Annotated in this window: 26 protein-coding genes, 1 pseudogene and 1 other annotated feature; of the genes and pseudogenes, 12 read left to right on the plus strand and 15 right to left on the minus strand. The window is 48.5% G+C overall.

The features are described 5' to 3' along the window. Positions 1 to 53 precede the first annotated feature (53 nt). Positions 54 to 533, minus strand: a complete 480-nt coding sequence (locus tag BJP58_RS15115) for a DUF456 domain-containing protein (RefSeq protein ID WP_071222385.1) — start codon at positions 531 to 533, stop codon at positions 54 to 56. 7 nt (positions 534 to 540) lie between these two features. After that, positions 541 to 1,287, minus strand: a complete 747-nt coding sequence (locus BJP58_RS15120; RefSeq protein WP_071222384.1) for a Cof-type HAD-IIB family hydrolase — start codon at positions 1,285 to 1,287, stop codon at positions 541 to 543. A 257-nt stretch (positions 1,288 to 1,544) separates the two neighbouring features. On the opposite strand from BJP58_RS15120, the gene BJP58_RS15125 reads away from it, so the two are divergent. Beyond that, positions 1,545 to 2,006, plus strand: a complete 462-nt coding sequence (locus tag BJP58_RS15125) for an SRPBCC family protein (RefSeq protein WP_194544547.1) — start codon at positions 1,545 to 1,547, stop codon at positions 2,004 to 2,006. 63 nt (positions 2,007 to 2,069) lie between these two features. Here BJP58_RS15125 and BJP58_RS15130 read toward each other — a convergent pair whose 3' ends face one another. The 3 genes from BJP58_RS15130 to BJP58_RS15140 all read right to left on the minus strand — a co-directional run bounded on the left by BJP58_RS15130 (position 2,070) and on the right by BJP58_RS15140 (position 5,968). Then, the gene (locus tag BJP58_RS15130) at positions 2,070 to 4,121 is read right to left on the minus strand and encodes a peptidoglycan D,D-transpeptidase FtsI family protein (RefSeq protein WP_194544548.1); all 2,052 of its coding nucleotides are present in this window, start codon (positions 4,119 to 4,121) and stop codon (positions 2,070 to 2,072) included. Between the two features lie 142 nt (positions 4,122 to 4,263). Then, on the minus strand, positions 4,264 to 5,412 hold the full coding sequence (locus tag BJP58_RS15135) for a transglutaminase domain-containing protein (RefSeq protein WP_194544549.1): 1,149 nt from the start codon (positions 5,410 to 5,412) through the stop codon (positions 4,264 to 4,266). 109 nt (positions 5,413 to 5,521) lie between these two features. Continuing rightward, entirely contained in the window at positions 5,522 to 5,968 is a 447-nt protein-coding gene (locus tag BJP58_RS15140) for a hypothetical protein (protein ID WP_194544550.1), read from the minus strand. A 182-nt stretch (positions 5,969 to 6,150) separates the two neighbouring features. Between BJP58_RS15140 and BJP58_RS15145 the strand changes: the two genes are divergently transcribed. Next, entirely contained in the window at positions 6,151 to 7,323 is a 1,173-nt protein-coding gene (locus BJP58_RS15145; RefSeq protein WP_194544551.1) for an MFS transporter, read from the plus strand. 433 nt (positions 7,324 to 7,756) lie between these two features. After that, positions 7,757 to 8,104 (plus strand): toprim domain-containing protein, encoded by a 348-nt coding sequence (locus BJP58_RS15150; protein ID WP_071222378.1) that lies wholly within the window; start codon positions 7,757 to 7,759, stop codon positions 8,102 to 8,104. Between the two features lie 75 nt (positions 8,105 to 8,179). Here the strand turns inward: BJP58_RS15150 and BJP58_RS15155 are convergent, their stop codons facing one another. The 3 genes from BJP58_RS15155 to BJP58_RS15165 form a co-directional block, all read right to left on the minus strand. After that, positions 8,180 to 8,797: an SCO family protein gene (locus BJP58_RS15155; RefSeq protein WP_194544552.1), complete on the minus strand. Its 618-nt coding sequence runs from the start codon at positions 8,795 to 8,797 to the stop codon at positions 8,180 to 8,182. A gap of 79 nt (positions 8,798 to 8,876) precedes the next feature. Continuing rightward, positions 8,877 to 9,815, minus strand: coding sequence for a heme o synthase (gene cyoE / locus BJP58_RS15160; protein WP_071222376.1), 939 nt, complete (start codon positions 9,813 to 9,815; stop codon positions 8,877 to 8,879). A 285-nt stretch (positions 9,816 to 10,100) separates the two neighbouring features. Further along, entirely contained in the window at positions 10,101 to 10,319 is a 219-nt protein-coding gene (locus BJP58_RS15165) for an alpha/beta-type small acid-soluble spore protein (RefSeq protein ID WP_015737431.1), read from the minus strand. Between the two features lie 121 nt (positions 10,320 to 10,440). Here BJP58_RS15165 and BJP58_RS15170 point away from each other — a divergent pair, with 121 nt between their 5' ends. Continuing rightward, on the plus strand, positions 10,441 to 10,608 hold the full coding sequence (locus tag BJP58_RS15170) for a hypothetical protein (protein ID WP_194544553.1): 168 nt from the start codon (positions 10,441 to 10,443) through the stop codon (positions 10,606 to 10,608). A 6-nt stretch (positions 10,609 to 10,614) separates the two neighbouring features. Here the strand turns inward: BJP58_RS15170 and trpS are convergent, their stop codons facing one another. Continuing rightward, positions 10,615 to 11,601 carry a tryptophan--tRNA ligase gene (gene trpS / locus BJP58_RS15175; RefSeq protein ID WP_071222375.1) on the minus strand — a complete coding sequence of 329 codons (987 nt, stop codon included), beginning with the start codon at positions 11,599 to 11,601 and terminating at the stop codon, positions 10,615 to 10,617. 90 nt (positions 11,602 to 11,691) lie between these two features. Continuing rightward, positions 11,692 to 11,935: a binding site (T-box leader), on the minus strand. A gap of 176 nt (positions 11,936 to 12,111) precedes the next feature. On the opposite strand from trpS, the pseudogene BJP58_RS15180 reads away from it, so the two are divergent. Both BJP58_RS15180 and BJP58_RS15185 read left to right on the plus strand, forming a co-directional pair. Beyond that, a pseudogene (locus BJP58_RS15180) lies at positions 12,112 to 13,103 on the plus strand (aldose 1-epimerase). 207 nt (positions 13,104 to 13,310) lie between these two features. Then, the gene (locus BJP58_RS15185; RefSeq protein WP_007131961.1) at positions 13,311 to 13,532 is read left to right on the plus strand and encodes an alpha/beta-type small acid-soluble spore protein; all 222 of its coding nucleotides are present in this window, start codon (positions 13,311 to 13,313) and stop codon (positions 13,530 to 13,532) included. A gap of 93 nt (positions 13,533 to 13,625) precedes the next feature. Here the strand turns inward: BJP58_RS15185 and BJP58_RS15190 are convergent, their stop codons facing one another. After that, positions 13,626 to 14,030 (minus strand): O-methyltransferase, encoded by a 405-nt coding sequence (locus BJP58_RS15190; protein ID WP_194544554.1) that lies wholly within the window; start codon positions 14,028 to 14,030, stop codon positions 13,626 to 13,628. 287 nt (positions 14,031 to 14,317) lie between these two features. Continuing rightward, positions 14,318 to 16,111 (minus strand): M3 family oligoendopeptidase, encoded by a 1,794-nt coding sequence (locus BJP58_RS15195; RefSeq protein ID WP_194544555.1) that lies wholly within the window; start codon positions 16,109 to 16,111, stop codon positions 14,318 to 14,320. Between the two features lie 145 nt (positions 16,112 to 16,256). On the opposite strand from BJP58_RS15195, the gene BJP58_RS15200 reads away from it, so the two are divergent. Continuing rightward, positions 16,257 to 16,442 carry a YycC family protein gene (locus BJP58_RS15200; RefSeq protein ID WP_071222371.1) on the plus strand — a complete coding sequence of 62 codons (186 nt, stop codon included), beginning with the start codon at positions 16,257 to 16,259 and terminating at the stop codon, positions 16,440 to 16,442. Further along, positions 16,439 to 16,669, plus strand: a complete 231-nt coding sequence (locus BJP58_RS15205; RefSeq protein ID WP_071222370.1) for a hypothetical protein — start codon at positions 16,439 to 16,441, stop codon at positions 16,667 to 16,669. The genes BJP58_RS15200 and BJP58_RS15205 overlap by 4 nt, the downstream gene beginning before the upstream one ends. Positions 16,670 to 16,747: 78 nt before the next feature. Here the strand turns inward: BJP58_RS15205 and BJP58_RS15210 are convergent, their stop codons facing one another. Together BJP58_RS15210 and BJP58_RS15215 are read right to left on the minus strand one after the other, a co-directional pair. After that, positions 16,748 to 17,443, minus strand: coding sequence for a DUF2225 domain-containing protein (locus BJP58_RS15210; protein ID WP_233355083.1), 696 nt, complete (start codon positions 17,441 to 17,443; stop codon positions 16,748 to 16,750). A 57-nt stretch (positions 17,444 to 17,500) separates the two neighbouring features. Beyond that, complete coding sequence (locus tag BJP58_RS15215; RefSeq protein ID WP_071222368.1) at positions 17,501 to 17,878, minus strand: globin domain-containing protein; 378 nt, start codon at positions 17,876 to 17,878, stop codon at positions 17,501 to 17,503. Positions 17,879 to 18,287: 409 nt separating this feature from the next. On the opposite strand from BJP58_RS15215, the gene ylbJ reads away from it, so the two are divergent. The 3 genes from ylbJ (at position 18,288) to BJP58_RS15230 (ending at position 21,672) form a co-directional block, all read left to right on the plus strand. Further along, positions 18,288 to 19,517 (plus strand): sporulation integral membrane protein YlbJ, encoded by a 1,230-nt coding sequence (ylbJ, locus tag BJP58_RS15220; RefSeq protein WP_194544556.1) that lies wholly within the window; start codon positions 18,288 to 18,290, stop codon positions 19,515 to 19,517. Positions 19,518 to 19,581: 64 nt separating this feature from the next. Then, positions 19,582 to 20,385, plus strand: a complete 804-nt coding sequence (locus BJP58_RS15225; protein WP_009591431.1) for an NAD kinase — start codon at positions 19,582 to 19,584, stop codon at positions 20,383 to 20,385. Positions 20,386 to 20,521: 136 nt separating this feature from the next. Further along, positions 20,522 to 21,672 (plus strand): IS3 family transposase gene (locus BJP58_RS15230; RefSeq protein WP_194544557.1). Its coding sequence is split into 2 segments (ribosomal slippage): positions 20,522 to 20,783 and positions 20,783 to 21,672, totalling 1,152 coding nucleotides; the frame shifts between segments, so codons are not numbered across the junction. 59 nt (positions 21,673 to 21,731) lie between these two features. Here BJP58_RS15230 and BJP58_RS15235 read toward each other — a convergent pair. Both BJP58_RS15235 and lipA read right to left on the minus strand, forming a co-directional pair. Continuing rightward, complete coding sequence (locus BJP58_RS15235; protein ID WP_194544558.1) at positions 21,732 to 22,271, minus strand: YutD family protein; 540 nt, start codon at positions 22,269 to 22,271, stop codon at positions 21,732 to 21,734. A gap of 27 nt (positions 22,272 to 22,298) precedes the next feature. Further along, a complete protein-coding gene (lipA, locus tag BJP58_RS15240) occupies positions 22,299 to 23,192 on the minus strand; it encodes a lipoyl synthase (RefSeq protein ID WP_071222365.1) in 894 nt (297 codons plus the stop codon). 258 nt (positions 23,193 to 23,450) lie between these two features. On the opposite strand from lipA, the gene BJP58_RS15245 reads away from it, so the two are divergent. Further along, entirely contained in the window at positions 23,451 to 24,497 is a 1,047-nt protein-coding gene (locus BJP58_RS15245) for a M23 family metallopeptidase (protein ID WP_442953967.1), read from the plus strand. The last annotated feature ends 20 nt before the right edge of the window (positions 24,498 to 24,517 follow it).

The raw sequence follows: 24,517 nt of genomic DNA on the forward strand, positions 1-24,517 counted from the left end.
CGTACCCTTCTTTCTCCTCCAAAGCGCCTCTTACAGCGATTCCTAAGCGTCTATTAGAAAATCCAAATGAAGAAAATAACAATCATCGCGAGCTGTAAAATAACCTTCACCACAATGCTGCTGAACAATCCAATGACCGATCCGAATCCAACCTTCATGGATTTGCTCGGTCCCGAACCTGCCAGCATTTCACCCAAAAATGCTCCCAGGAACGGTCCGATAATCAATCCAAAAGCGGGAATAACGAACGGCCCGATAATTAAACCGATGGTGCTGCCCCATATCGAGGCTTTGGAACCGCCGAGCTTCTTAACCCCCCAGGCGTTAACTGCATAATCGGCAATGAAGAGCACCACCAGAATGATGGTCTGAATAATCCAGAACCATGAATTGTAATGCTCGAATGTAAAGAACCAGCCGTAAACGAACAGCGCCAGGTAAATGGCGACAACCCCCGGCAGAATAGGGTAAATCGCTCCGGCCATCCCAATGATAAACAGAGCGATAACGATAATCCAGCCCAATATGTCCATCAACATCTCACCTTTCGATCAAAATATGATCCCTGATGACCTCAACGATGCCGTCCTCATTGTTGCTGGAAACCACAAGGTCCGCTTCATCCTTAACCGTCTGCTGGGCATTGCCCATCGCCACGCCGAGGCCGGCCTGCTGAATCACAGCCAGGTCGTTCAAGCTGTCGCCTACGGCTACGACTTCGGACATGCTAATGCCGAGCAGCTCACACACCTGTCCGATTCCGGTCGCTTTGTTAACGCCCTGCGGATTGATTTCCAGGTTATCCGGCGAGGAGTTCGTGATCTCCAGTCCGCCCATATCCTGCAGGCGCATCAAAATGTTGTGACGCACCTCATGATCATTCGTGGTGTAACCGAATTTCAGCCATTCCTGATTCGCGATATCGTCGGTCCAGTTCTCAGAGTTATACAATCTTTCTACTGAATACGCCCAGAACCATGATCCGGTTTCAATGGCCAGTGCGTGCATTTGCTCCACGAGCTTGCTGTCGAGCAATGCGCGGCGGTGTAATTCATATGGCGCACGCCATACCTCGCCTCCGTTCACCGTTACCATCGGTGTCGTCAGTTCAAGCTGTTTGGCATACGGATACGCGTCCTGAAACGGCCGGCCTGTCGAGAGACAGACATGAATGCCGTGCCGTACCGCTTCCTTGATCCACTTCACCGTTTCCTCAGACACTTCATGATCGTCCCGCAGCAGCGTACCGTCCATATCCAGTGCCAACAATCGATATTTATGTTTCATGGTATTAACCCCCTTACGAATCACAAGCAAACATAACGACATTTTACCACAAAAGGCATGGCGTCAAAACATTCCCCTATGAATAGCCGCCCCCGGACATGCCAAAACTGAGGTAACGCTAGTCTCAAGTAGTATTTCCCAAGCTCTCGAACAAGCACACGACCCTTGAAATAAATGAGCAATGTAAAAGAAAGAATATGAATTCCTATATGCTACGATATTACTGAAGACAACCCCGAAAGGAGTCATACAATCATATGACCAAACTCAATGAGACCCCTGTCGTGACGGCAGAGATGTTGATTCGAAGACCCGTTTCAGAAGTATTCGAGGCTTTCATCGATCCTGAGATTACAACCAAGTTCTGGTTTACCAAAAGCAGCGGCAAGCTGGAGGAAGGCAGCCATATTCGCTGGGATTGGGAGATGTACGGGGTCCATGATGACGTGTACGTTCAACATATCGAAGTCAATCGCCGCATCGCGATCGAGTCTTCGGACCAGACCAAAACCGAGTGGACATTCACGCCACGGGGCGATCATGAGACCTTCGTTGCCATTACCCACTCCGGATTTACAGGCAATGCGGATGAAATGGTACAGGGAGCTATTGATTCCATGGGAGGATACACCATGGTACTCTGCGGCCTCAAAGCGCTGCTGGAGTTTAACGTCGTCCTTAATCTGGTGGCGGACAAAGCTCCAGACGCCCATGTGTAACGGATAAAAAAACGGCAGCCAACCCATTGAGGGCACTTGGCTGCCGTTTTTGCAAATATCCTCTTATTCGTTACTGCCATCCCCATTCTCACCCTCGGTTTTTTTAGGGTGAGGCGTACCGTCGAGTCCGTAAATCTCGTCATACGCGTCAAAAATTTTACGGGCAACCGGCGCGGCACTCTGGGAACCGAAGCCTGCTTCCGGAATGACCACGGCGACGGCCAGCTTCGGATTTTGCCGTGGAGCAAAGGCGATGAACACCCCGTTCTCCACCCGGATCCGAGTACCGTTTTTATAAATATCCTGCTCGGATGTTCCTGTCTTCCGTGCAAAATCATATTTAAAATCTTCAAATGCTCGAAGTCCTTGCGTATTCATCCCTGCAATGACTTCATTCCAGTACTGCTCTGGGAATTCCGCTTTATTTAATACCTCGCGTTTGAATTCCTTGATCACATTGCCGTCCTGATCCACAATCTTGCTCGCAAGCTGCGGCCGAATGCGTTCTCCCCGATTGGCAAGCGTGCTGGCGTACTGGGCCAATTGGAGCGTCGTATATTTACCGGACTGTCCGAATGAAGCGTATGCCATGGAAGCCAGATAACTTCCCGCCTGCTCGATATTGGTATACTCGATGATTCCTTTATGCTCCTTTGGCAAACCGGATTCGGTAGAAACCCCAAGCCCGAATTCCTTCATATATTCATCCCATTTTCCAACGGATTCGGAACCATATTTGTTATACAGTCGTTCCCCAACCCAGTCAACCATAAAGGCGTTAGATGAGTGTTCAATTGCACTTCTTGGGTTCAAAGATCCGTAAGCTCTACCACCGGAGTTCTGAACCCTTGAATTATCTTTACCAAAAAATGCAGCCCCGCCATCATAATAATAATCGTTTGGCCCGAACAATTTTTCATTAAGTCCAATGAGTACACTTAGTGGCTTTACTGTTGAACCCAACAGCACAACCGATTCCAGATTGTTGCCGGATCGACCGGAACTGTATGGAGAAATCGTTCCGTTGCCGTAATACTTCATGACGGATTCCCAATCATCAGTTCCATTCTCCCACACATTCGGGTCATAGTCCGGCATGCTGGCCATGGCAACAATGTTGCCGGTGTCCACTTCCATCGCTACGGCATAACCCGTCTGCGCATTCGGATGCGTTTTACCGGAAACCGTATTGGTATGAAGCCATTTCAGCTGATCAATGATCGCCTGCTGCGTCACCTTCTGAATATCCTTGTGGATCGTCGTATGAATATTGTAGCCCTTCTCCGGGGCGATCATGGTTGGCACCCCGTCCGCCATGTTCTGCGGATTAATCGGAATGCCGATATATCCGTTCTTGCCGCGCAGCTCATCCTGGAACATCATTTCGAGTCCATCTACACCGACCTTCTCCTGCTCCGTGTAGATAAGTCCCGGATCTTTTTGTTTCTTGTTCTGCTCATCGATCTGTTTATATTTATCCAGTGTCTTATTTCCGCGGAATTCTTTCAAATAACCAATCGTTTGAACGGCGATTTTGTCCGGGTTGTATTGACGCTGACTCTCTTCGACAACCTCGACTCCAGGATATTCATTTTTATGCTCCATAAAGTAGGCCACTTCTTTAGTCGAGAGATTTGCCTTTATGCGTCTCGGCTCATAACCCGGCTGCTTGTTGAACTCCAGGTCCATCGCTTTGATCACATCATCCACCGTTAGCTTTTCGGCTTTTGGATCACCATACTGTTCGAAGACCTTGACCATTTCCTCGGCCAGCTTTTGGATCTCCGGACGGTTCTTCTTCCCCCGTTCGGATGAACTGTAATCTTTTAACAGCGTTAAATACAGTGCTTGGGAAGGTGTCGAGTAGGCAATCGGTGTTCCGGAAGCATCAATGATGCTGCCCCGGATCGGCTGAAGCGGGAAATTTTTAACCTGTCCGCCGGTTTCGAGCTCTTTTAGCTCAGGTCCTTCAACAAACTGCAGTATAGCAAGGCGTATAATAATGACACAGAATATGATAAAAGTGCTGAAAAAAAATAGATTAACCCGCAAGTTAAACTGACTGCCGGCATCTTGTTCTTCTTGTTTGCGCTTATCCGGCCTAAACCCTTTCACGTATGCTTCTCCCCTTTATCCACAATCACATAAACCCATATTAACATAAACGCCCCCCCACTTCATCTGGAAGGGCCCTCCTGATGAGAAAGGGCGGACTTCCCTTGCTCCAAAGTCCGCCCTTCTCCATATCAACACACGATCAAAACACCTGCTCCTTAATATGCGTTTCATTAAAGCGAGGCGGGTTAAACCAGTTTCCGCTCTGTGCCCAGGTCGGGTCCAGCGGTATCCACCGCTTCTCTTCACTCAAGTAGACCTCATTCCAGGCATGCGGACCATAACCGCCTTGGCCATTATATCCCCTGCCGGTTACGACCCGGACTTTCAGATCCTGAGACCGGGCCATCATGGCATACAGCCGGGCATAATCAATGCACACGCCTAACCTGGTGTCATACGTATCCTGCGGTGTCTGCTCTTTCCATATCCGCTGCTCTTCGTACAAGGTCACTTTGTCGTGATCATATGTTATCCGGCTGCCAACCCAATCATAGAGCTTTCGCGCTTTCTCTTCATCGGTTGACGAACCCTTTACAACATGGGCTGCCGTCTGCTCAATGCCCTCGGGAATCTTGTGGTCGATGACCTCATACTTCCGCTGAATGATCCCGTTCAATTCTTCCTGAACCGATTGGGTAAAGACCGGCAGCTTCTCGCGGACGAGAGAGCCCGATAAAGGCTCTATTACTGCCTTCGCCCCCTGTTGATAAACGGGTGAAGCCTCAACGTACCGGCTAAAGCCGTGATCGGGATTCAAACTGACGTAGATGAATAAGATCGCAATAACAATAATGCTCCGCGCTGCGCCCATGATGACGCCAATTCCCGCACCTGTTAGCCGGCTCAGCAGCGATGCCGATGTATCTTTTCTCGTTTCGAAGAGTCCCAGCCTGCCTCCCATAATCAGGGACACGAGCAGACGCAGCATAAATACGATAAGGGCGTAACTTAACATAAACAGCACCGCAAACCGCAGCAGCGGGAAATCCGCCAGCGATTTTACGGCTGTATAATAAATCTGTTCCCAGAAGCGCAGCTCTCGATTCGGTAAAGTGGAGACCGTACCCAGCCAATCGCCTGCTTTAGGTGATAACCATAATGTAAAAGGAACGGAGATCGCAAGCCCGACCAGGCGCAGCACCGCATCCCCCAGAAAAAAAACAAGCTTCCCGGCTGACCGGGAGGCTCCGCGACTCCATCCCTGTATTAGTGAAAAAGCCACAATCAGCAGCAGCAAGATGGTGATTCCGTTTCCACCCAGCACACTCTCCTTCCATGCCGACATCAACGGTATCCCCTCCTCTCCCCATGATGTCTTGTCAACCGATGTAATCAAGCTGCAGCACGAACAACGCTGCCGCTCTCGTACATTCGCTTCCGATTGCGCTCTATCTTTTTTATTTAGAGGCCGTATTGCTCTTGGCATCGTCGATAAAGCTCTGAATCGTATCGTTGATATCCCACTTCCCTACCGAAACTCCGCGGAAAGTCACTTCAACCTCTTCGGAACCGGCGCTTCCTTTCAGCTCCAGATTGGGAGCTTTAATGGAGTAGGTACCGTCCTCATTCGAGGTATATTTCGCTTCCTTCGCTTCTTTCATCATCATGTTCAGCGCTTCTTTTTTTATCGTGTCTACCGTTTCTTCCTTCACCGTGGTTACAACCTCGCCGATTTTATCTAAGGAAATTCCGCTGTACACTAACAATCCCACGATGATAAGTACGGCCAGCGCCCACTTAATGACGGTTCTCACCACATTCAGCACAATAAACAAGATAATTAAGGCGATGGCAATGACCAGCCAGTTTTGTTTGAGAAATTCAATCCAGACCTGAGTATCCAATACAATTCACTCCCGTTCATCGTTTCAAAAACGGCGGTTCATGGCCGTCTTATTAATTATACATGATACCCCGCAAAGCTGTCAGCCAACCGGGTCTTTTCACAAAAAGGTATAAGCTTGCCCTTTCGAACGTACAAGTAGTAGTAACAATATCAACTTTTGCCGGATAGGAGGGTGCCATATTGAAAACCGCTTTATGGCTCTATATGTTTTTGTTTCTGGCGTTTTTTGATTTGCATGCTCAGTATCCTGTACTGACGCCTTTTGCCATCTCTCTTGGCGCAGCCCCTACGTTTATCGGCTGGATGATGGGCATTTATGCTCTGACCCATCTGCCTGGCAATCTGCTTGCAGGCAATCTGATCGACCGGCACGGCAGCAGACGCTACATTATTTTCAGCTTAACCGCCGCTGGTGTGATCCTGTTGCTCCAGGCTCATGTCCAATTGCCCTGGCAGCTGCTCGTGCTCCGCTCGATCAGCGGATTCGTTCTGGCCTTTTTGTCACCGGCCTGTCTGGCACTGCTTGCGTCACTCTCCCGGGATCCTGTTACGCAAGGCAAATATATGTCCGGTCATGGCGTAATACACACTCTTGCCTCCGTCTTGTCCCCGGCCGCCGGCGCTTTCATTGTAGCCAAAGCAGGATTTTCCGGTACATTCCAGAGTCTGGGCTGGCTTTTGATTTTCACCGGTTTGATGGCGTTTCTCAGTCTCCCGAAGCCTCTGTCAGCCACTGCTAAGGATAAAGGTCAGGCTGCTGTTCCGATCAACAATGGGGCACCGGCGCGGCTTCCTTTTAGCTTGCGTTTATATTTGATTCCGTTTGCTATCGCATGCTCTCAAGGAATCCTGTTTTTTGAAATACCGCTGCGAGAAAGCGGGCTGGCAAGCATTATGTCCACCGGACTTCTATTCTCCGTCATTAGTCTTGGAGCTTTGGTCACATTAAGCATGCTGTTTCTTAATCGTTATGCGCCCCATATCAGAGTAGCCATCGGCGTATTGGGGCTGGCGATTTGCTTCTACGCTCTGGCCGCAGCTGACCATGTACCGATTATGATCATCCTGTTTGCACTCGGGCTAGCTAAAGGATTCCTGTTTCCGGCATTATCCTCATTGTTCATCGAGCTAAGCGGCGGAGGCAGACTCGGGAAAGTGTTCTCATTTCAATCCATCGCCATGTCGCTTGGTTCCTTTGTCGGCCCTATTGCGGCTGGACAGCTCCGAACGGTGGTGTCACCTTATTTCATCGCGTTTCTGATGCTGATGACCGTTCTGCTGCTGCTCCCCAAACGCAATCGTGAAGCCCCTTTAACGGCCATCTCACCGGAAGCCCCAATCTCAACCGTCTAAGGAAGCTGTACCTGGCTTGAGTCAGCGCCCAAAAAGATGCAGATGGGCCAACACACAGTCCATATGGGTAAATCCACATAAGATACAGTGTGGCAAATGACCACGTACATCTAACCAAGGGGTGAAGTAATCATGAGTCATGTTCATCATCATAAACATTGTCATACAGGAGGCCATGGAAATTCTGTAGGGATGGTTCTTGTATTGTATATTCTGCTCGTCATCATCTTGAGCTGTTTCTACTAGAATACATGGGTTAACCTTGTTGCGGCCATCCACTGGATGGCCGTTTATTTTGCCTGCTTTGCATGATCGGCAAGAAACAAGTTACACTATACATACACCATTCGACATATCCATCATTCGACGGCGGATTATCATTTCCCGGGGAATGCCGCCAAGGATCTCCGTATCATGACAGAGGTGAAAAAAGATGCCGATATTCATCATCGTAGAGGGTAAGAACGACAGGAGTCGACTACGCCGATTGCTGACATCAGATATAACCATCTTGTGCACGTTCGGAACGTTAAACACCGCCAAGCTTGAAAGCCTTCATAAACAGGTGAAGGATCAAGAGGTCTATCTTTTTATGGATAACGACAGCTCCGGCAAAAAAATTCGCGGTGCCCTGCGCGACATCTTTCCTGATGCCGAACAGATTTATACGCGCCGGGGTTACGCCGGAGTTGAAGGAACGCCTGACGAGTACCTAATTGCCCAGTTAGAGAAGGCCGGGCTGGAAGAGTTCATCATTTACCCGCCTCCTGCTGAATTCTGATGACCTTGTTTTAAAATAATAAAAAGGCGTCTCCATCCTAAACGATAGAGCGCACCTTTTGGTTTTACCTATAGGTTATTCCTTAATTAAAGACTTAATGTCCTTCACAATATCCTCGGTCTTCACTTCGGCCGGGTCTGCTGCATTATAAGTCTTCCGAATATTGTTGTCCCGGTCAACCAATGCAATGGAATTGCCATGCGTGAAATTCGTCGAGTTATTGCCGAGCAGCGGGATTTTGAAAGAGTCCTGCATCAGCTTCCGTGTTTCCTCCTGATCTCCACGAAGGAAGTACCAGCCGCTATAATCAGCATAGAAACGGTCCCCGAATTCCTTAATCTTCTTTTTTGTATCGGTTTCCGGATCAAAGGAGATGGACACGAAGTTAACCTCTTTACCGAAGAGGCCCTCTTTCTTCAAGTCTTCCTGTATTTGCGAAAGTACCAGTGTCGTAATCGGGCACACATCTGGGCAGCTGGTGAAATAGAAGTACATGAGCTTCACCTTGCCTTTGGTATCATCCGATGTGATCGTCTTTCCATCCACATTCTCCATGGAATAAGCGGCAACCTCACGAACGATAGGAAACTTTTCTTTTCCGAATCCCAGCGAATTGTATACCAGGTAAATTGCTGCTATTACACAGACAGCGAGTAGTACCCAAGTCCATTTGTAACGTTTGAATGCATTCATGACCTTCCCCGTTCTCCCTTCGTCTCAGGCAATCCCTGTTCTTATCAGGTTTAGTGTAGCGTTTAAGCCCTTCCACCGATTAAAAGGTGGTATTGAGTATGAGAACGATCAGGCTCAAGGTCAAGTAGTTGATGGAGATAATAAATACTTTTTTGGACCAAGCTTCATCGTCCTTGGCACGGAAACCTTGGAGTGCGGCGTAGAGCCACCAAACAGCCAGGAAGAGTCCGATAACCAGAAAAAAAATACCGGCGTACCCATACGTGTACATCAGAATAGGGATCGGAATAAGTAACACCAGGTAAGGAATCATCTGATACTTCGTGCGTTTAATTCCTTTAACAACCGGCAATAACGGGAAGCCCGCTGCGCGATACTCTTCAACGCGGCGAATGCCCAGCGCCCAGAAATGTGGCGGCTGCCACAGAAACAGAAGTGCGAACAGCAGCACCGCAGCCATATCTACGCTTCCTGTCACGGCCACATAGCCGATCACCGGAGGCATCGCTCCGGAAATAGCGCCTACCGATGTGCTCCATGTTGATGAACGCTTTAGCCATAATGTGTATACCACAACGTATACGAACATTCCGATCGCTCCGAATATCCCGGCCAATACCCCTGAGAACAGGAATAACATAGCTAGTCCAACGACCCCAAGTATGATGGCATACCAAAGAACAACCTTAGGTGTCAGCCGTCCGGTTGGAAGTGAGCGATTCCGTGTGCGCTCCATCTTCATGTCGAGCTCTCTGTCGAAATAGTTATTGAAAACACAGGACGAAGCCATAACAAGCACGGTTCCGAGAAGTGTCATAATCATCAATCCAAATTGGATATCCCAACGCGACGCTAGCCAAAATCCGGCAAAAGCCGCTATCAAATTTGACCGGATGATTCCGGGCTTCGTCACCGTGATAAAATCTTTCCAAGTCCCCGCCTTATCGGGAGGTGCAGGCGCTGCCGAGGCAAGTGCTGCGGATTCTGAAGGAGCCTGGTATCTCAAGTGATTATCCACGTGTAAACGTTCCTCCTTGTATCTGTCGTTATGGAGGAAGTACTGCCTCCGCTATAAAGTTTATCATATCATTAGTAAAAAGTGTTTAGCAATCCTTCGGAATTCGTTCCATCTATATGACAATTCAGTGACATTTGGAAGCGATCTATTCTTGACGTTATGCCGTTGTTTAAGGCACAATTTGTCTATGTAGCAAAGGTGAGTGTCGATCCCGTAATATGAATACAAAGCCCGGAGCGCAATGATAGCGCTCCGGGCTTCCATACTCACGTTATGAGAAAGAGATTACAGCGTGCGGCCAGACCCCGAAAGAGCCTGTTCAGCTTGCTGTACCAAACGTTTTGTAATGTATCCACCCAGGGATCCTGTTTCACGGGAAGTATAGTTACCATAGTAACCGTCCTGAGGAATCGTTACGCCTAGTTCTTGAGCAGCCTCGAGTTTCAAACGTTGTAATGCTGCAGTAGCTTGAGGTACAACCAAATTGTTGCTGCGGCGTGCCATATTAAATATCTCCCTTCACTGAATGTCTGTTATTCCAGTGCAAGCTTGCAAACTTATTATGGCTCCTTCTTGCAACGTTATACGTATTTTTTGAATTTTTATCTTTGGAGGTTTTTTTCATATGAGTAAAGGCTTATCCCTGTGGTTTGCGGTCTCTTCGATCGTCCTGCTGACCGCTTCTGCCATCTCCATCAGCTACAACGGATTTCTGGCCGGCGGTCTCGCTCTACTCTCCATTCTCAATATAGGCTGGGGATTCATCATCAAATCCAAACGCAAGCCTTCTTAAGGAAGCTTATTTACGAGCCAGAAAGCCCATCTTGTCCTTGACGCCATCCAGTATTTGAGCCGCAGTCTTCTGTGCCTGCTCTGCTCCCTTGGCCAGAATGTCATGGATCTCACCGGTTTGGCGAATTTCGTAGTATCTGTTTTGAAGTGGTTCCAGAGCGGCTACTACAACTTCGCCAAGCTCCTTCTTGAATGCCCCGTACATCTTTCCTTCAAAACGCGCCTGTACTTCCTGCAGGGATACTCCAGCGCACTCGGAATAAATGCTCATCAGATTGCTAACCTCTGGTTTAGCGGACGGATCATAGACCACTTCGGCCCCGGAGTCGGTTGTAGCCCGGCTGATTTTCTTGCGTATTTGATCCGGCGTGTCCAGCATCGCAATATAACTGCCCTCAACCGGATTACTTTTGCTCATCTTTTTAGAAGCATCGTCCAGCGACATAATTCGTGCGCCTACCTCTGGAATGAACGGTTCCGGCATATTGAAGTAGGAACCAAACCGATGGTTGAACCGTGCAGCTAAATCGCGCGTGATTTCCAAATGCTGCTTCTGGTCATCCCCTACCGGTACCAGATTGGCATTATACAGCAATATGTCTGCAGCCATGAGCGCTGGATAGACAAACAAACCGGCTCCTACGGAATCTTTACCCTCCGATTTGTCCTTAAATTGTGTCATTCGTTCCAATTCGCCCATATTGACCATCGTTGTCATGATCCATCCCAGCTCGGCATGCTGAGGAACATGGGATTGAAGAAAAATATTAGCACGATTCGGGTCGATTCCGGCTGCAACGTACAGTGCCGCAACCGATTCGGAGCGATCTCTAAGCGAACTTGGCTCCTGCGGTACCGTAATGGCATGCAGATCGACGACCATAAAGTAACAATCATGCTCATCTTGGAGCTTAACGAAATTTTTAATGGCTCCGATGTAGTTGCCCAGTGTCAAATTGCCACTCGGCTGAATTCCCGATAATACAGTTTTCATGACTAGCCCTCCATTTATTTACAATATTCTTTAATCCAAAGTCTGCCCCGCTCAAGGAATTATATATGAACGCAAAAAGGCCTCACATCCGCAAGGGACGTGAGACCGTGGTGCCACCCTAATTCGCTGCATTAAACTCTAATACTTAAGCTGCAGCCTTCCATTCTTGTAACGGAGAATACCCGGCCGGCATATTAAGGAATATCAGTATAATCCCTGTTCAGCCTGGCACTCAAAGGTCCATTCAGCAAAGCGGATCCACCGGTTCACATCAACCACCGGCTTTCTGAAGGATGGGCCGCACCTGCTTACTTGTCCTTGTCATCGTGTTTCAATCATTTTGGATCACTATTACATGCAATGATAAAACTCTTGCTCTCCCTTGTCAATTCCATTTTGGAATCAAGTCGTCCGATGTTTTGAAGCATTTCTTTTACCCTTTCCGTAAAAATCTGTTATGATGTGGTTAATCGTCCAGACCATGATTTCTGTTAGTAAAGGAGCATCGATATGAATCAAGTGACCAAAGGCCAGTGGAATGGTTACGACACCTATATTTTAAACAGCGGCCGTCTTGAAGTGACTCTCCTTCCTCGTCTAGGTAACAATGTCATTGGAATTAAAGACCTTGAAAATTCACGCGAAATCCTTCGAAAACCAGATGAAAGTGAGCTTGCCTTCTATCTTCAGAAGCCCTATCACTTCGGCATCCCGATGCTCATTCCGCCAGGCCGGATTTCCAAAGGCCAGTTTGAGTACGGCGGAACATCGTATCAATTTGATCAAAATACCGCGAACGACAATCATATCCACGGTCTCCACCGATCACAGGCTTGGTGTGTCAGCGACATAGAGGAAGATGATGATGGGTGCGCCGTTTCGACAGAGTTCATATCATCGGATGATCCGAAATGGATCGCCCAATTCCCAGTACCGCTGAAGCTGGAAATGACCTTCCGTCTTCAGGGGCCCGCTTATCGCAGAGTCTTCGTGTAACGAATCTGGGTTCCAGCCCTGTCCCGTTCGGCATGGGTTACCATACGTGGTTCCTGCTTGATGGCGAGCCGCATCGCTGGACGCTGGATCTGCCTGTAGAGGGTATTTATACCTTGAATAATGAACTGATCCCAACCGGAGATTTTTCACCGCTTGGCCATCTGGAACAACTGAATTCTGGACTAAACCTGAAGGAAGCCGACCTGGATACGATATTAAAAATTCCAGAGGGCAAACCGGCTGAAGCCATGCTTCAACGGGATGATGGTTATCAAATTCATTATTCGGCTGACCGCGCCTTTTTCAAGCACTGGGTGCTCTATACGAAAGGCGTCGCAGAGGACTTCCTTTGCATCGAGCCGTATACCTGGCTTCCGAACGCGCCCAATTTAAATCTGCCGAATGAAGAAACCGGTCTGATTCATCTGGAACCGGGGCAGACCGTGAACCTGAATACCCAGATCAGCATCCAAAAAACAACACCGGAGGCGGAGCAAGGGGAATAGCAAATCCCCGGTGAACCATTAGATCTTCATATACTTAATGTTTCAACAAGAGCAGCCCTTTGTTTCAAAGGGCTGCTCTTGTTTGTCTAGATACACGACAATTTCATTCGGATAATTTTACCAGCCAATGATCTGCCTCCAGCACGAATGAGATTCCTAGGATTCAGTCATAATATCCACATACAACATCAAAGGAGGTGACATGACATGGCTCAAGGTCGTTCTTCTAACAATCTTGTCGTACCTCAAGCAACTGCAGCTCTTCAACAATTGAAAGTAGAAGCTGCTCAAGAACTGGGTGTGACGCTTCCACAAGACGGTTACATGGGTAACTATACTTCCCGTGAAACAGGTTCTTTGGGAGGTTACATCACCAAACGTCTGGTTCAATTGGCTGAGCAGCAATTATCGGGTCGTTCGAACCTGTAATTCGCATCTCTTCCCTCCAGCCGTAATTAGAAAGAGGCGATCTTCTCCCCAAAGATCGCCTCTTTCGTTATATGTTCTATATGATAAATGATTTCAGGATTCCGAAGCAGCTTCGGCATATGTATTCCGAGGGTACCGAATCATCAAGTTTGCCATGTTATAGTTGGATTCAAGGACAGCATCTACAATTACAATGCCTTGTCGTACCATAAATTCATAACTGATTTCGCCGTGTGTCCAGTGACGTTTATGTTTCAGACTTTCAAGTGCCATCGTACGAAAAGAGAATTGTTGAGCTTCACTTAGCCCCTCCTCAAGTGGAGCTATGACTCCGTTACGCCCAGCCAATGGATTGTGCCGTATGCCAAATTTACCAATTACATTATTTCGTATTTGTACAAATACTGTCCCTGAACTAAGACCTCCCAACTCTTCTTCCAGCTCTTTAAAAACGATGTCCAATTGTCTAGCCAGTGATAATTGATCTAGTTTTACCATCTCTTCTCCCCTCCTTTATTAGTAAATCCTCCCTATTATTAGGGCTTATGACTCATTATAGGGTAAAGGAATCAATGTATCAACAATATTCAACACATTTGGGTATTTATTACTAAAATTGCACAAATAATTTAGGTTTCGGCTCCTTTTTTGCGTCAACTTTCATTCTTTTACGACAAAAAAAGAAGCCCGAATCGGGCTCCTCCATAGGTTGGAAATTGCATGTATTGAGAGGAAAACGTCCTCCAAGGAAATTCTTATCTGTTATTCCGATGATAATCAACAAATCACGCCATATGCTCCGTCATTTGCAGGAATTGTTTAATGTCGGATACGCAGGAATCTGCTGCACTTTGCCAGAAATCGCGCTGGTTCAGATCCACATTCAGGTGTTTCTTCGCCAGATCCTCCACGGACATCACGCCGGTGTCGCGAAGAAGTGCATCATATTTGTCCGCAAAGCTCGGACCTTCTTCCAATGCCCGAACATAGAGGCCCGTGCTGAACATATAACCGAAGGTGTACGGGAAATTATAGAACGGCGTCCCGGTAATATAGAAATGAAGCTTGGATGCCCAGAAATGCGGATGGTATGATGTCAGAGCATCACAATAGGCTTCCTTCTGCGCTTCCACCATCAATTCCGATATTTCCTCGCTGCTGAGCAGACCGCTTTTCCGCTTGTCATAGAAGCGGGTTTCGAACAAGAAGCGTGCATGAATATTCATAAAGAAGGCTACGCTGTTCTGAATTTTCTCTTCCAGCAGGGCCAGCTTTTCTTCTTCGCTGCCGGCTCCCTTCACCATCGCATCAAAAACAATCATTTCGGCAAATGTAGATGCCGTCTCGGCAACATTCATTGCATATTTTTGGTTAAGCACCGGAATTCCGCCCATCAGATGCTGATGGTAGGCATGGCCGAGCTCATGAGCTAGGGTCGAAACGTTCGAGGCCGTTCCGCCAAACGTCATGAAGATTCGGGTCTGGCCGCTTGCCGGGAAGGAGGTACAGAAACCGCCAGGGCGCTTGCCGGGACGATCCTCCACCTCAATCCAGCTCTTGTCGAACGCCATTTGCGAGAAATCCGCCAATCTCGGGCTGAACTTGCGGAATTGCTCCACAATGTTAACAGCTGCATCGTCATATGAGATTTTGGTTGCGGAAGTGCGCAGCGGGGCATCTACATCAGTCCAAGACAAACCTTCCAGACCAAGCAGCTTGGCTTTGCGGTTCAGGTATTCCACAAGCACCGACTTCGTGTCTTGGATGACCGCCCACATGGTATCCAGGGTCTGACGGCTCATCCGGCCAATCGCGAGCGGCTCCTTCAATACATCCTCCCAGCCGCGGTTCTCGTACAGCTTCAGGCGGTAGCCGGATAAATGGTTAAGGGTATCCGCACAGTAATCAGCGGAGTCTCCCCATGCCTGCTCCCACTTTTCAAACATGGATTGACGTACTTCCCGGCGAGGATCATGCATTTTATTGAATGCCTGTCCTGCGGACAACATGACCGTCTTACCGTCTTCCTCATAGGGGATTTGGATTTTCTTAACGATGGTATCGTAGAACTCTCCCCATCCATGATAACCGTCTACGCCAAGCGATAGAGCCAGGCTCTCTAACTCGGGACTCATCTTGTCTTTGGCGAGATTACGGCTTTCGTTCAATACGAAATCAAGCTCGGACACCTTATCCGTACCGGTCCAAGCCGTCCAGAGTTCGTCATCCATACCACGGAGAACGTTATCGAATTGGTTCTTAACCGATTGCAGGGTCGCGGACAACGACGTTACCCGTCCGGATAATTGAACCGCCTTCTTGTCATTCACATTCTGCGCGGTCAGGCAGCCCACGAATGCGGAGACTTCACGGATGCGGGCATAGGCATTCTGAAACTGCTCAAGGAAGCGCTCAAGGCTGGATGCGCCCTCCATGGTTTCCGGAACGGTCAATGCTTTAACGGCTTGCTGAAGATTATGTACATCCTGCTCAAGTGCCTCAAGAAAGCTCATGAGCTGCGGTGAGGAAGAGCCTCCGGGAAATATCGATTCCAAATCCCAAGTTTGTTGAAGTGCCATTGAACATTCATCACCTTTCGAAATAAAATATGATTTCAAGCGGAATACCATTTGTGTGGACTTAGGGAAAAGTGTATAACTATATATAACTCAATTTAAGTTTATCACTGTTACAACCAATTTACTGCTGGAGGAGCTAGAAGCCATGAGACCTTTGCAAATATCACCGGAGACGGCGGTTACACTGTCCAAGCAGCTGGGCGTTCCGCTGGAACAGCTGATGCACATGCCTCAGCATATATTAATGCAGAAAATTGCCGAGCTTGCCAAGAATGAAGAAGCGAAAGCAACGAAAAAAGACGATGAGTCACCATCATCGGAGAACTCATGATTCCTTTTTCCAATACTTGGCCCTATGATGTCGTTGGAAACGACGTATATGTACACAGCTGCCCATTCTGCGGAACCGACAATGTATTGCTGCCGATGAAACCCAAAGAGCTGATAAGCGTAAGGGAAGGGAAAAAGAAGCTGCTGATCTTCCCCTGCTGCCACAACAAAGTAACCGTGCTGGACAGCGATATCGACTACTTGCTCACGGATCAGCGATTACGCTGATTTTGCCGCAGAGCATGAGTTTAGCTATTCGTGTTAGTCCAACAGCCTGCTGACCCACCCTTCAGCGGGCTATTTGCATTATGACTCTGCCTTAAGTGCCTCGTTCTTCTGCTCCCGTATCTGCTCGGATATCAGCTTCCATTGCTCTCTGGATGCGCGTATCATCGCGGCGTCCATAATCTTGTCATCCTGGACCACTCTGGAGAACCATTGAACCGCCTCCTGAAACTGTCCCAGCCTGCGGTGGATCTCTCCGATCAGATACAGCAGCCTAGCATCATTCGCCCCTACCCCTTCCAGCTCGAACACTCGAACATAGGATTCCAGGCTATAACTCAAGAACCGCTTCTCTTGATCCTCGTTGCCCTGATACCGGTACAGCCAAGCGATATGATGCAGCAGGCTGGCCACAATGCGATCCCGCTCCCCGATGACTTGGGCGCAGAGGAGAGCCAGCTTGTACGACTCCAGAGCATCCTCCAGATTGCGCGAGCCGCCCATATCCCTCTTCTCCCAGCGGCATCCGACTTGCTCGTGAAAGAGCGCCTTCTGCCGTTCGTTCAATTTCAGGGTCGAGTTTTCCGTGGAGGCAAAACCGCATTCAGGACAGATCCGCACCACGTAAAAATCGGGATTCTCCGATTTATAATAAGCGCAAAAATCCGTATCTGTACGGTATGCCTTTTTAAAGCTGGGTCTTACCCTGGATGTTTCATATTCATGCTCACAGTGCGCGCAAACCACCTTGATGGAATACAAGGGTTCCAATTTCACGCCATTCGCCATCCCTTCATTCGTGTCTAATTCCTGTTTCGAAATAGGTCTTTGGAACTAAGGAGTGTTCACGAAATGGTGGGCGGGGCCGGACAGACGCTGCAGCACAAAATCACGTAATTCATCCTCCACGCCAATTTCGATTAGGGCTCCTGCCATGCAGCCAAGCCATTCTTCGGCATGGCGATCCGTAATCGGGAATTTCATGTGCCTGGCCCGCATCATCGGATGTCCGAATGCTTCCGAGAACAAGGCTGGCCCTCCAAAAAACTGGCTCAAGAACATATATTGCTTCTCCATCACCGGCATAATATCTTCCGGAAACAATGGCGAAAGCAGCTCATTTTGCTGCACTCTCGGATAAAAAGCTTCGACGAGCGAACGTACACCCTCGGCACCCCCGAGGTTATCATAGATGCTTAAGTTCGGATTCATATCCGCTAATCTCCCATCTGTTTTATGTTACGCTTTCGATTGGATGTACCTATCCATTATACCAAAAAAACGACAAAAAAAGGCGCTAAGCAATGGTTAGCACCTTTTAGAACTTATTAATAACTGCGCCAGTCCTCTTCACTCTGGACGAGAGAAGCACGTATAACATAAACGAAGGCGCATACTAGGATACCTGCGACTATGCTCATGATCATCACTCCATCCAAACATAATACGAAAGATGTGCTTTGATGTTTTTTATTATAGCACAAGATCCCCGAAAATAAAGCACAATTGTAACCGCTTTCTCATGTTTTTTATACTGTTTGTCCTATATCTTGCATAGATTTTTAACAACGGACCTATATTTCCATCATTCACATCGATGCCAGGGGGCGTATTTCTTATTATGACCATGAAAAAAATGGGCTGGCTCTTGCTCGTGACGGCACTGCTCAGCGTAATTGTCCTAATGGCTTTATTTCCCGAAGCGGCGCTTCAATCCGCACTCCGTGGCCTGTCGATATGGTGGGACGTGCTGTTCCCTTCCCTGTTCCCGTTCTTTGTTATTTCCGAGGTGCTGCTGGGGTTCGGCGTAGTCCACCTGATTGGCACGCTCCTGGACCCTATGATGAGACCGTTATTTCGTATTCCGGGGGCCGGAGGATTCGTTGCAGCAATGGGATATGTTTCAGGATACCCGGTCGGTGCCAAATTAACCGCCAAGCTATGGGAACAAAAAATGGTAAATCGGGAGGAAGGTGAGCGACTTGTCGCTTTCACCACCTCTTCTGACCCTATATTTCTAATTGGTGCCGTCTCCATCGGTTTCTTTCATGACCCCAAGATCGGTTTGATCCTTGCCTTGTCCCATTATGGCGGAGGTTTCCTTGTGGGGTTGATTATGAGATTTCATGGCAGGCATGAATCCAAAACAGCAACCGATTCACTCCGCCTGTCGCAGGCTAACACAAGCAGACTCAAGTCCGCCCTCCATGCCATGCATGCGGCGCGTGAGCAGGATGGCCGGGACCTCGGCACCCTGTTAAGACAAGCGATACAATCATCGCTTCAGCTCATTATCGTCGTCGGCGGACTTGTGGTTTTCTTCTCCGTGTTTCTTGAACTCTGGACCCGCGCCGGCGTTATGCCTGCGCTAACTGAAGCCATCAGTTTGCTGTTATCTCTGGTTGGGATGCCTGAATCCTTATCCACTGCCATCGTAGGCGGATTGTTTGAGGTCACACTTGGTGCCCGATATGCCGGGGAAGCAGGGGCTGCAATTCCATTGCCATACAAAGCGGCCGCGGCTGCCTTTATATTGTCATGGGGCGGTTTGTCCGTTCATGCCCAGATCATTAGCATCCTGAACTCTACCAACCTCAGGTATTTCCCTTTTGTCATTGCAAGACTGATTCATGGTGTGATTGCCGCGGTCGCTGTATTGCTGTTGTGGAGAAGTGTCATGGGATCTTCGATACCGACCATGGCCCTTCCGGCTGTTTCGGATTCCGCCCTAAACGGGTATACCCATATTATGGCGGCTTTCTGTATCCTGCTCGGTTTCCTGATTGCGGTTGCGTTGTTTATTCAGATCATTCGAGGACTGCAGCAGAAAATCCGCAAATTCCCAAGGTGAACATTGTGTTCTTCTCCAAGATTGATTATCATCTTTATATAACCTTACAAAGGAGCTTATCAACTTGAGATATTATGTTCTGGACCGCGGTGACCCATTGTCTGTCGAGCTGACCCAGCAATTTCACAAGCTGGCGGAACAGCGGGGGTTTGTGCTGGATGCAGAATCTCCGGAGATTGTGGTCTCGATCGGCGGAGACGGTACGATGCTGCATGCTTTCCATACTTTTATAGACCGTATTCCTGACCTCGCTTTTGTCGGTGTCCACACGGGCCACTTGGGATTCTATGCTGATTGGAAGGCCGATGAACTGACAGAGCTAATTGATCATATGAGCGGGGAAGGCGAACACGGCAACGTGAAGCCGCGCCTCGTCAAGTACCCCCTGGTTCAACTGGAAATTCATAAGAAATCAGGAACGTCCTCTTACATTGCTTTAAACGAATTCACGCTTAAAGGCGTTGACGGTACCGTTGTCGCGCAGATTGACATCAACGACGTAACCTTTGAAATGTTCAGGGGAGACGGGATTTGCGTGTCCACGCCATCCGGCAGCACGGCTTATAACAAAAGTGTCGGCGGAGCGATGGTGCATCCTTCCATCGATGCTCTGCAGATCGCGGAAATCGCCTCGATTAACAATCGGATTTTCCGTACGCTGGGCTCACCGCTGCTCCTGCCTAAGCATCATCATTGTGATATATTCTCGCGTAAAGAACAGCGTTTGCTGCTTACCATCGATCATGTGAATATCTCGATTGACGACCTCGTATCCGTGCGCTGTCAAGTGGCGGAACAGCAGGTCAGTTTTGCACGCTATCGGCCGTTCCCGTTCTGGAATCGTGTCCGTGATGCATTTCTTGGCTAATATTAAGAAGAACGACTACCTAACAAAAGAACGGCCACCAGCATTACTGGTGGTATTATCCCCTCATGGTAGACAGTGAAAAAAGAGGACATGTTACAATGAACTCAAATACTGGATACCGGAGGGGATTTTTGTTATGTCAGCGAAGAAAGGCCAAACCTTTAATCGATATAGCGAAGAAACGAAGAAAGAAGCCGTTCGTCTGCGAGTGGAAGAAGGTTGGACGTACAGTCGGATCATGAAGAAGTTTGGGATTAAGAGCGAGAGCCAGATTATCACATGGGTTCGTAAAAACCAAAATGGAGAGAGTTTCGAGGATTACCGTGGACGTTGGACGAAGAAGCATTTTAGTAGTGCAGAAGAAGAAAATGCTTATCTGAAAGCACAGGTAGAATATCTAAAAAAGCTCAATCCAAATTTGCACGGAGAGGAAAGTTGGATTTCGAAGCCCGGTGCCAGTCCGTTCGAGAAATAAGCAAGTGGGCACCTGTGGTTTGGCTGTGTAAAATTGCTGAAATTTCGCGTGCAGGTTACTACAAATGGAAGAAAAATGCTGTCCTCAGAGAGAAACGAGCAGACCGGGATGCGGATCTGAAAGCACATATTTTAAGCATTCATCGGCTTCGTCCTTATTTCGGCTACAAACGTATGCGAACCGCGTTAGGCAAAGAAGGCCTTGTAGTGAATCACAAAAAGGTACGCCGCTTAATGAGAGAACTTCAGATTCGTTCCATGATTTGCAAGAAACGTCCATTTGCTGGCCGGAAACCGTCCGTTCTGTTCCGTAATGTCCTAAATCGGGAATTCTCAGCGACAACTCCTGTGCAGAAGCTCGTGACGGATATTACGTATGTCCGGATTGGGCATGATTTTGCTTATCTCTCCGTGGTGATGGATCTGTACAACAATGAAATTGTAGCGTGGGAACTCTCTGAGCGAAATGACTTAAAACTCGTTACAGACACAGTGAAGAAACTGAAATGTGGACCTTCCTTGCTCCACTCGGACCAAGGGTTTCAGTATACAACACAAACCTATGCCAAGTTACTTGAAGAGAAGAAGCTTACAGGAAGCCATTCCCGGCGTGGAAACTGCTATGACAATGCTTGTATTGAGTCGTTCTTCTCCCACTTAAAGACAGAGAAACTGTATTTGGAGAGACCTCAAAATCTGGAGCAAGCCAGGAGCCAAATTACGGAGTATATTTCGTTTTACAACATGGAACGTTTCCAAAACAAACTGGGCGACCTCTCCCCGATTGAGTTTCGGGAAAAAGTCGCCGCTTAATAAAATCTCTTTTTTTAATGTCTACTTGACGGGGCTATGACCATGGTGACCGTTCTTTTTTATTGCGGCTGTTCAGCCGAAAGATTAGGCTCCTTGGAAGGCTTTGCGTCCTTCTCTTTGGATTCCTTAGGATCGCGTGGCTCGCGTCTGGATTCCTTCGCTTCGCGCCGCTCGCGTTGGTCCTTGTGTTCCTTGCCCGGTTTGGGGCCCTCCTGCTGGGCTTCCTTGCTTCCCTTCGCTTCCCCCTCACCCTGGGTTTCCTTGGGGGATGATTCACGAATCTCCACAGGGTCTTTGGAATTGGCATGGTCTTTGCTATCCTTCTGCTCCTTGGTTTTCTGAAGCACGAAGTGAGCACAACCAAAATTGCAGTATTCGTTAATGTAATCGGACATGCTGGAGAAGGTAGAGTCCTTGGCAGCTTTAGGATGATTATCCCGATAGAAACCTTTAAGCCGAAGCTGATTGTAACCCCAGTCTCCCACGATGTAGTCATAACGGTCCAGCACCTCGCTGTACCGCTCCCGGAAAGCTTCCAGATTCCAGCCGTTTCGATGGTCCTTTAACACTTCATAACTTTTGTTTCCGATAACGATCATTGAAAGCTTCCCCTGCCTTTCCAAAGGTTAAGACTGCACGGTCTCTTCCTTGTTGCGTTCTGCAGATTTCACTTGCTCGTGTGCATGATAGGAGCTGCGCACCAGAGGACCGGACTCCACGTGGCTGAATCCGCGCTTCATTCCCTCTTCCTTCAAGATCGCAAACTCCTCCGGCGTATAGTATTTTTCAACATTCAGATGCTTTGGCGAAGGCTGCAAATATTGGCCGATCGTCATGATATCGCAACCCACCGAACGCAGGTCGTCCATCGCTTCCAGAATCTCATGCCATTGTTCGCCGACACCTAGCATTATGCTGGATTTGGTCGGAATATCTGGCTGCATCGCCTTGGCATTCTTCAGCAATTGCAAGGAACGGGTGTACTTGGCCTTGGCACGTACCCGATCCGACATTCGCTCGACCGTCTCAATGTTATGGTTCAGAATGTCCGGCTTCACATCCATTACGATCTTAAGCGCTTCTTCGCTGCCCATAAAATCCGGAATCAGCACTTCCACCGAGCATAGCGGCAGACGTCTGCGAATGGCTTTAACCGTTTCAGCGAATATGTAGGCCCCGCCATCTTTCAGATCATCCCGTGCTACGCTTGTTACTACGCAGTGACGCAGGTTCATCTGTTCCGCCGCTTCCGCTACGCGTTCCGGCTCCTGAAGATCCAGTTCCGTTGGAAGACCCGTGTTGACAGCGCAGAATCGGCAGGCGCGGGTACAAATATCACCCAGGATCATGAAGGTTGCCGTACGGTTAGCCCAGCATTCATAAATATTCGGACAGCGAGCCTCTTCACACACCGTGTGCAGTGTCTTGGATCGCATCATGCTTTTGATTTCTTTATAATTATCGCCAGTAGTCAGCTTGATTCGAATCCAGTCAGGTTTTGGCTGTTTGGTTTTAGACAAAGAAAAAACCTTCTTTCGAATTTATTGATGTAACTCAAGACATACCCCATCGTTTGCTGTCCCATATTATATCATGAAAACCATCATATTACTTGTTTCGCATCGATATGAGATTAATCTAGTTGCGGCATGGATAAAAATCCTTGTTTCGATTCACCCTACAGTGTAGGCATGACTGTCCGTCCTTAATTATGACAATCCAAAAGGAAGGAGAAGGACACATTGAGGATTTTCCAACCATTGAGCGCAAGCGGTATTATGATTCGCTGCACTGCTGCAGCTGTGGCTGCCTTGACAGCTGCCTGCTGCATGTGCGGGCCTGTGTCCGCATCCGCCTCTGTTGCGGTCAGCACCGCTGACGATACGGTGAAAACATCGGATGTTAACGCCATTTTTGCAGACCGGAAGTCGTTATATGATGAGATTTCCACCGTTACCCAAATTCCTTGGTATCGCCTGGCTGCCATTGACCAGTATGAACGGACACTAACTAGAGTCCACCCCAAGGATCGCAAACATCCGGACCGGACGCTCGGAATCTTCATCCCCTCCACAAGATGGGCCGGGGCGTTAAATCCCAATCAGGAAGATGTAAATCCGACGTCGATCAACGTGTTTTCCGGCATCGGACTGGATGGGGATGGAGATGGCAAGGCGGATCCGAATAATGATATCGACCTGCTATATACCGTTGCGGCAAGGCTCGCCCCCTACGGTCATGCTGCCGATGACTTCAGCATCGGACTCTGGTCATACTACCAGAATACGCGGGCTGTTCAGCGCGTCATGCAATACGCCAAAATGTACGAGACCTTTGGAAAGCTGGACTTGTTTGACCATGCATTTCCTCTCCCGGTCAAAAGCAACTATTCCTACCGAAGCACATTTGGCATGGGACGCAACTGGGGAGGCAGAAGGGTTCACGAGGGAACGGATTTGTTTGCCTCATACGGAGTCCCCGTTCGAAGCACCTGTTACGGCGTTGTCGAAATCAAGGGCTGGAATAAATATGGCGGGTGGCGCATCGGCATCCGTGATTTGAATAATCATTACCACTATTACGCCCATCTGCAAGGCTTTGACAAAGGAATCTCGCTCGGGGATGTCGTTAAGCCGGGTCAAACCCTTGGCTGGGTTGGGAGCTCCGGTTATGGCAAGCCGGGAACCCAAGGCAAGTTCCCTCCACACCTCCATTACGGCATCTACCGGGACACCGGATTGACCGAATGGGCATTCGATCCTTACCCGCTGCTGAAGCACTGGGAAATGGAAGAAAAACGCTCAAAGAAAAAAACGCGCTCCTGAGTTCAACCCAGGGGGCGCGT

The organism is Paenibacillus sp. JZ16 (genome assembly GCF_015326965.1).
Lineage (GTDB): Bacteria > Bacillota > Bacilli > Paenibacillales > Paenibacillaceae > Paenibacillus_AQ.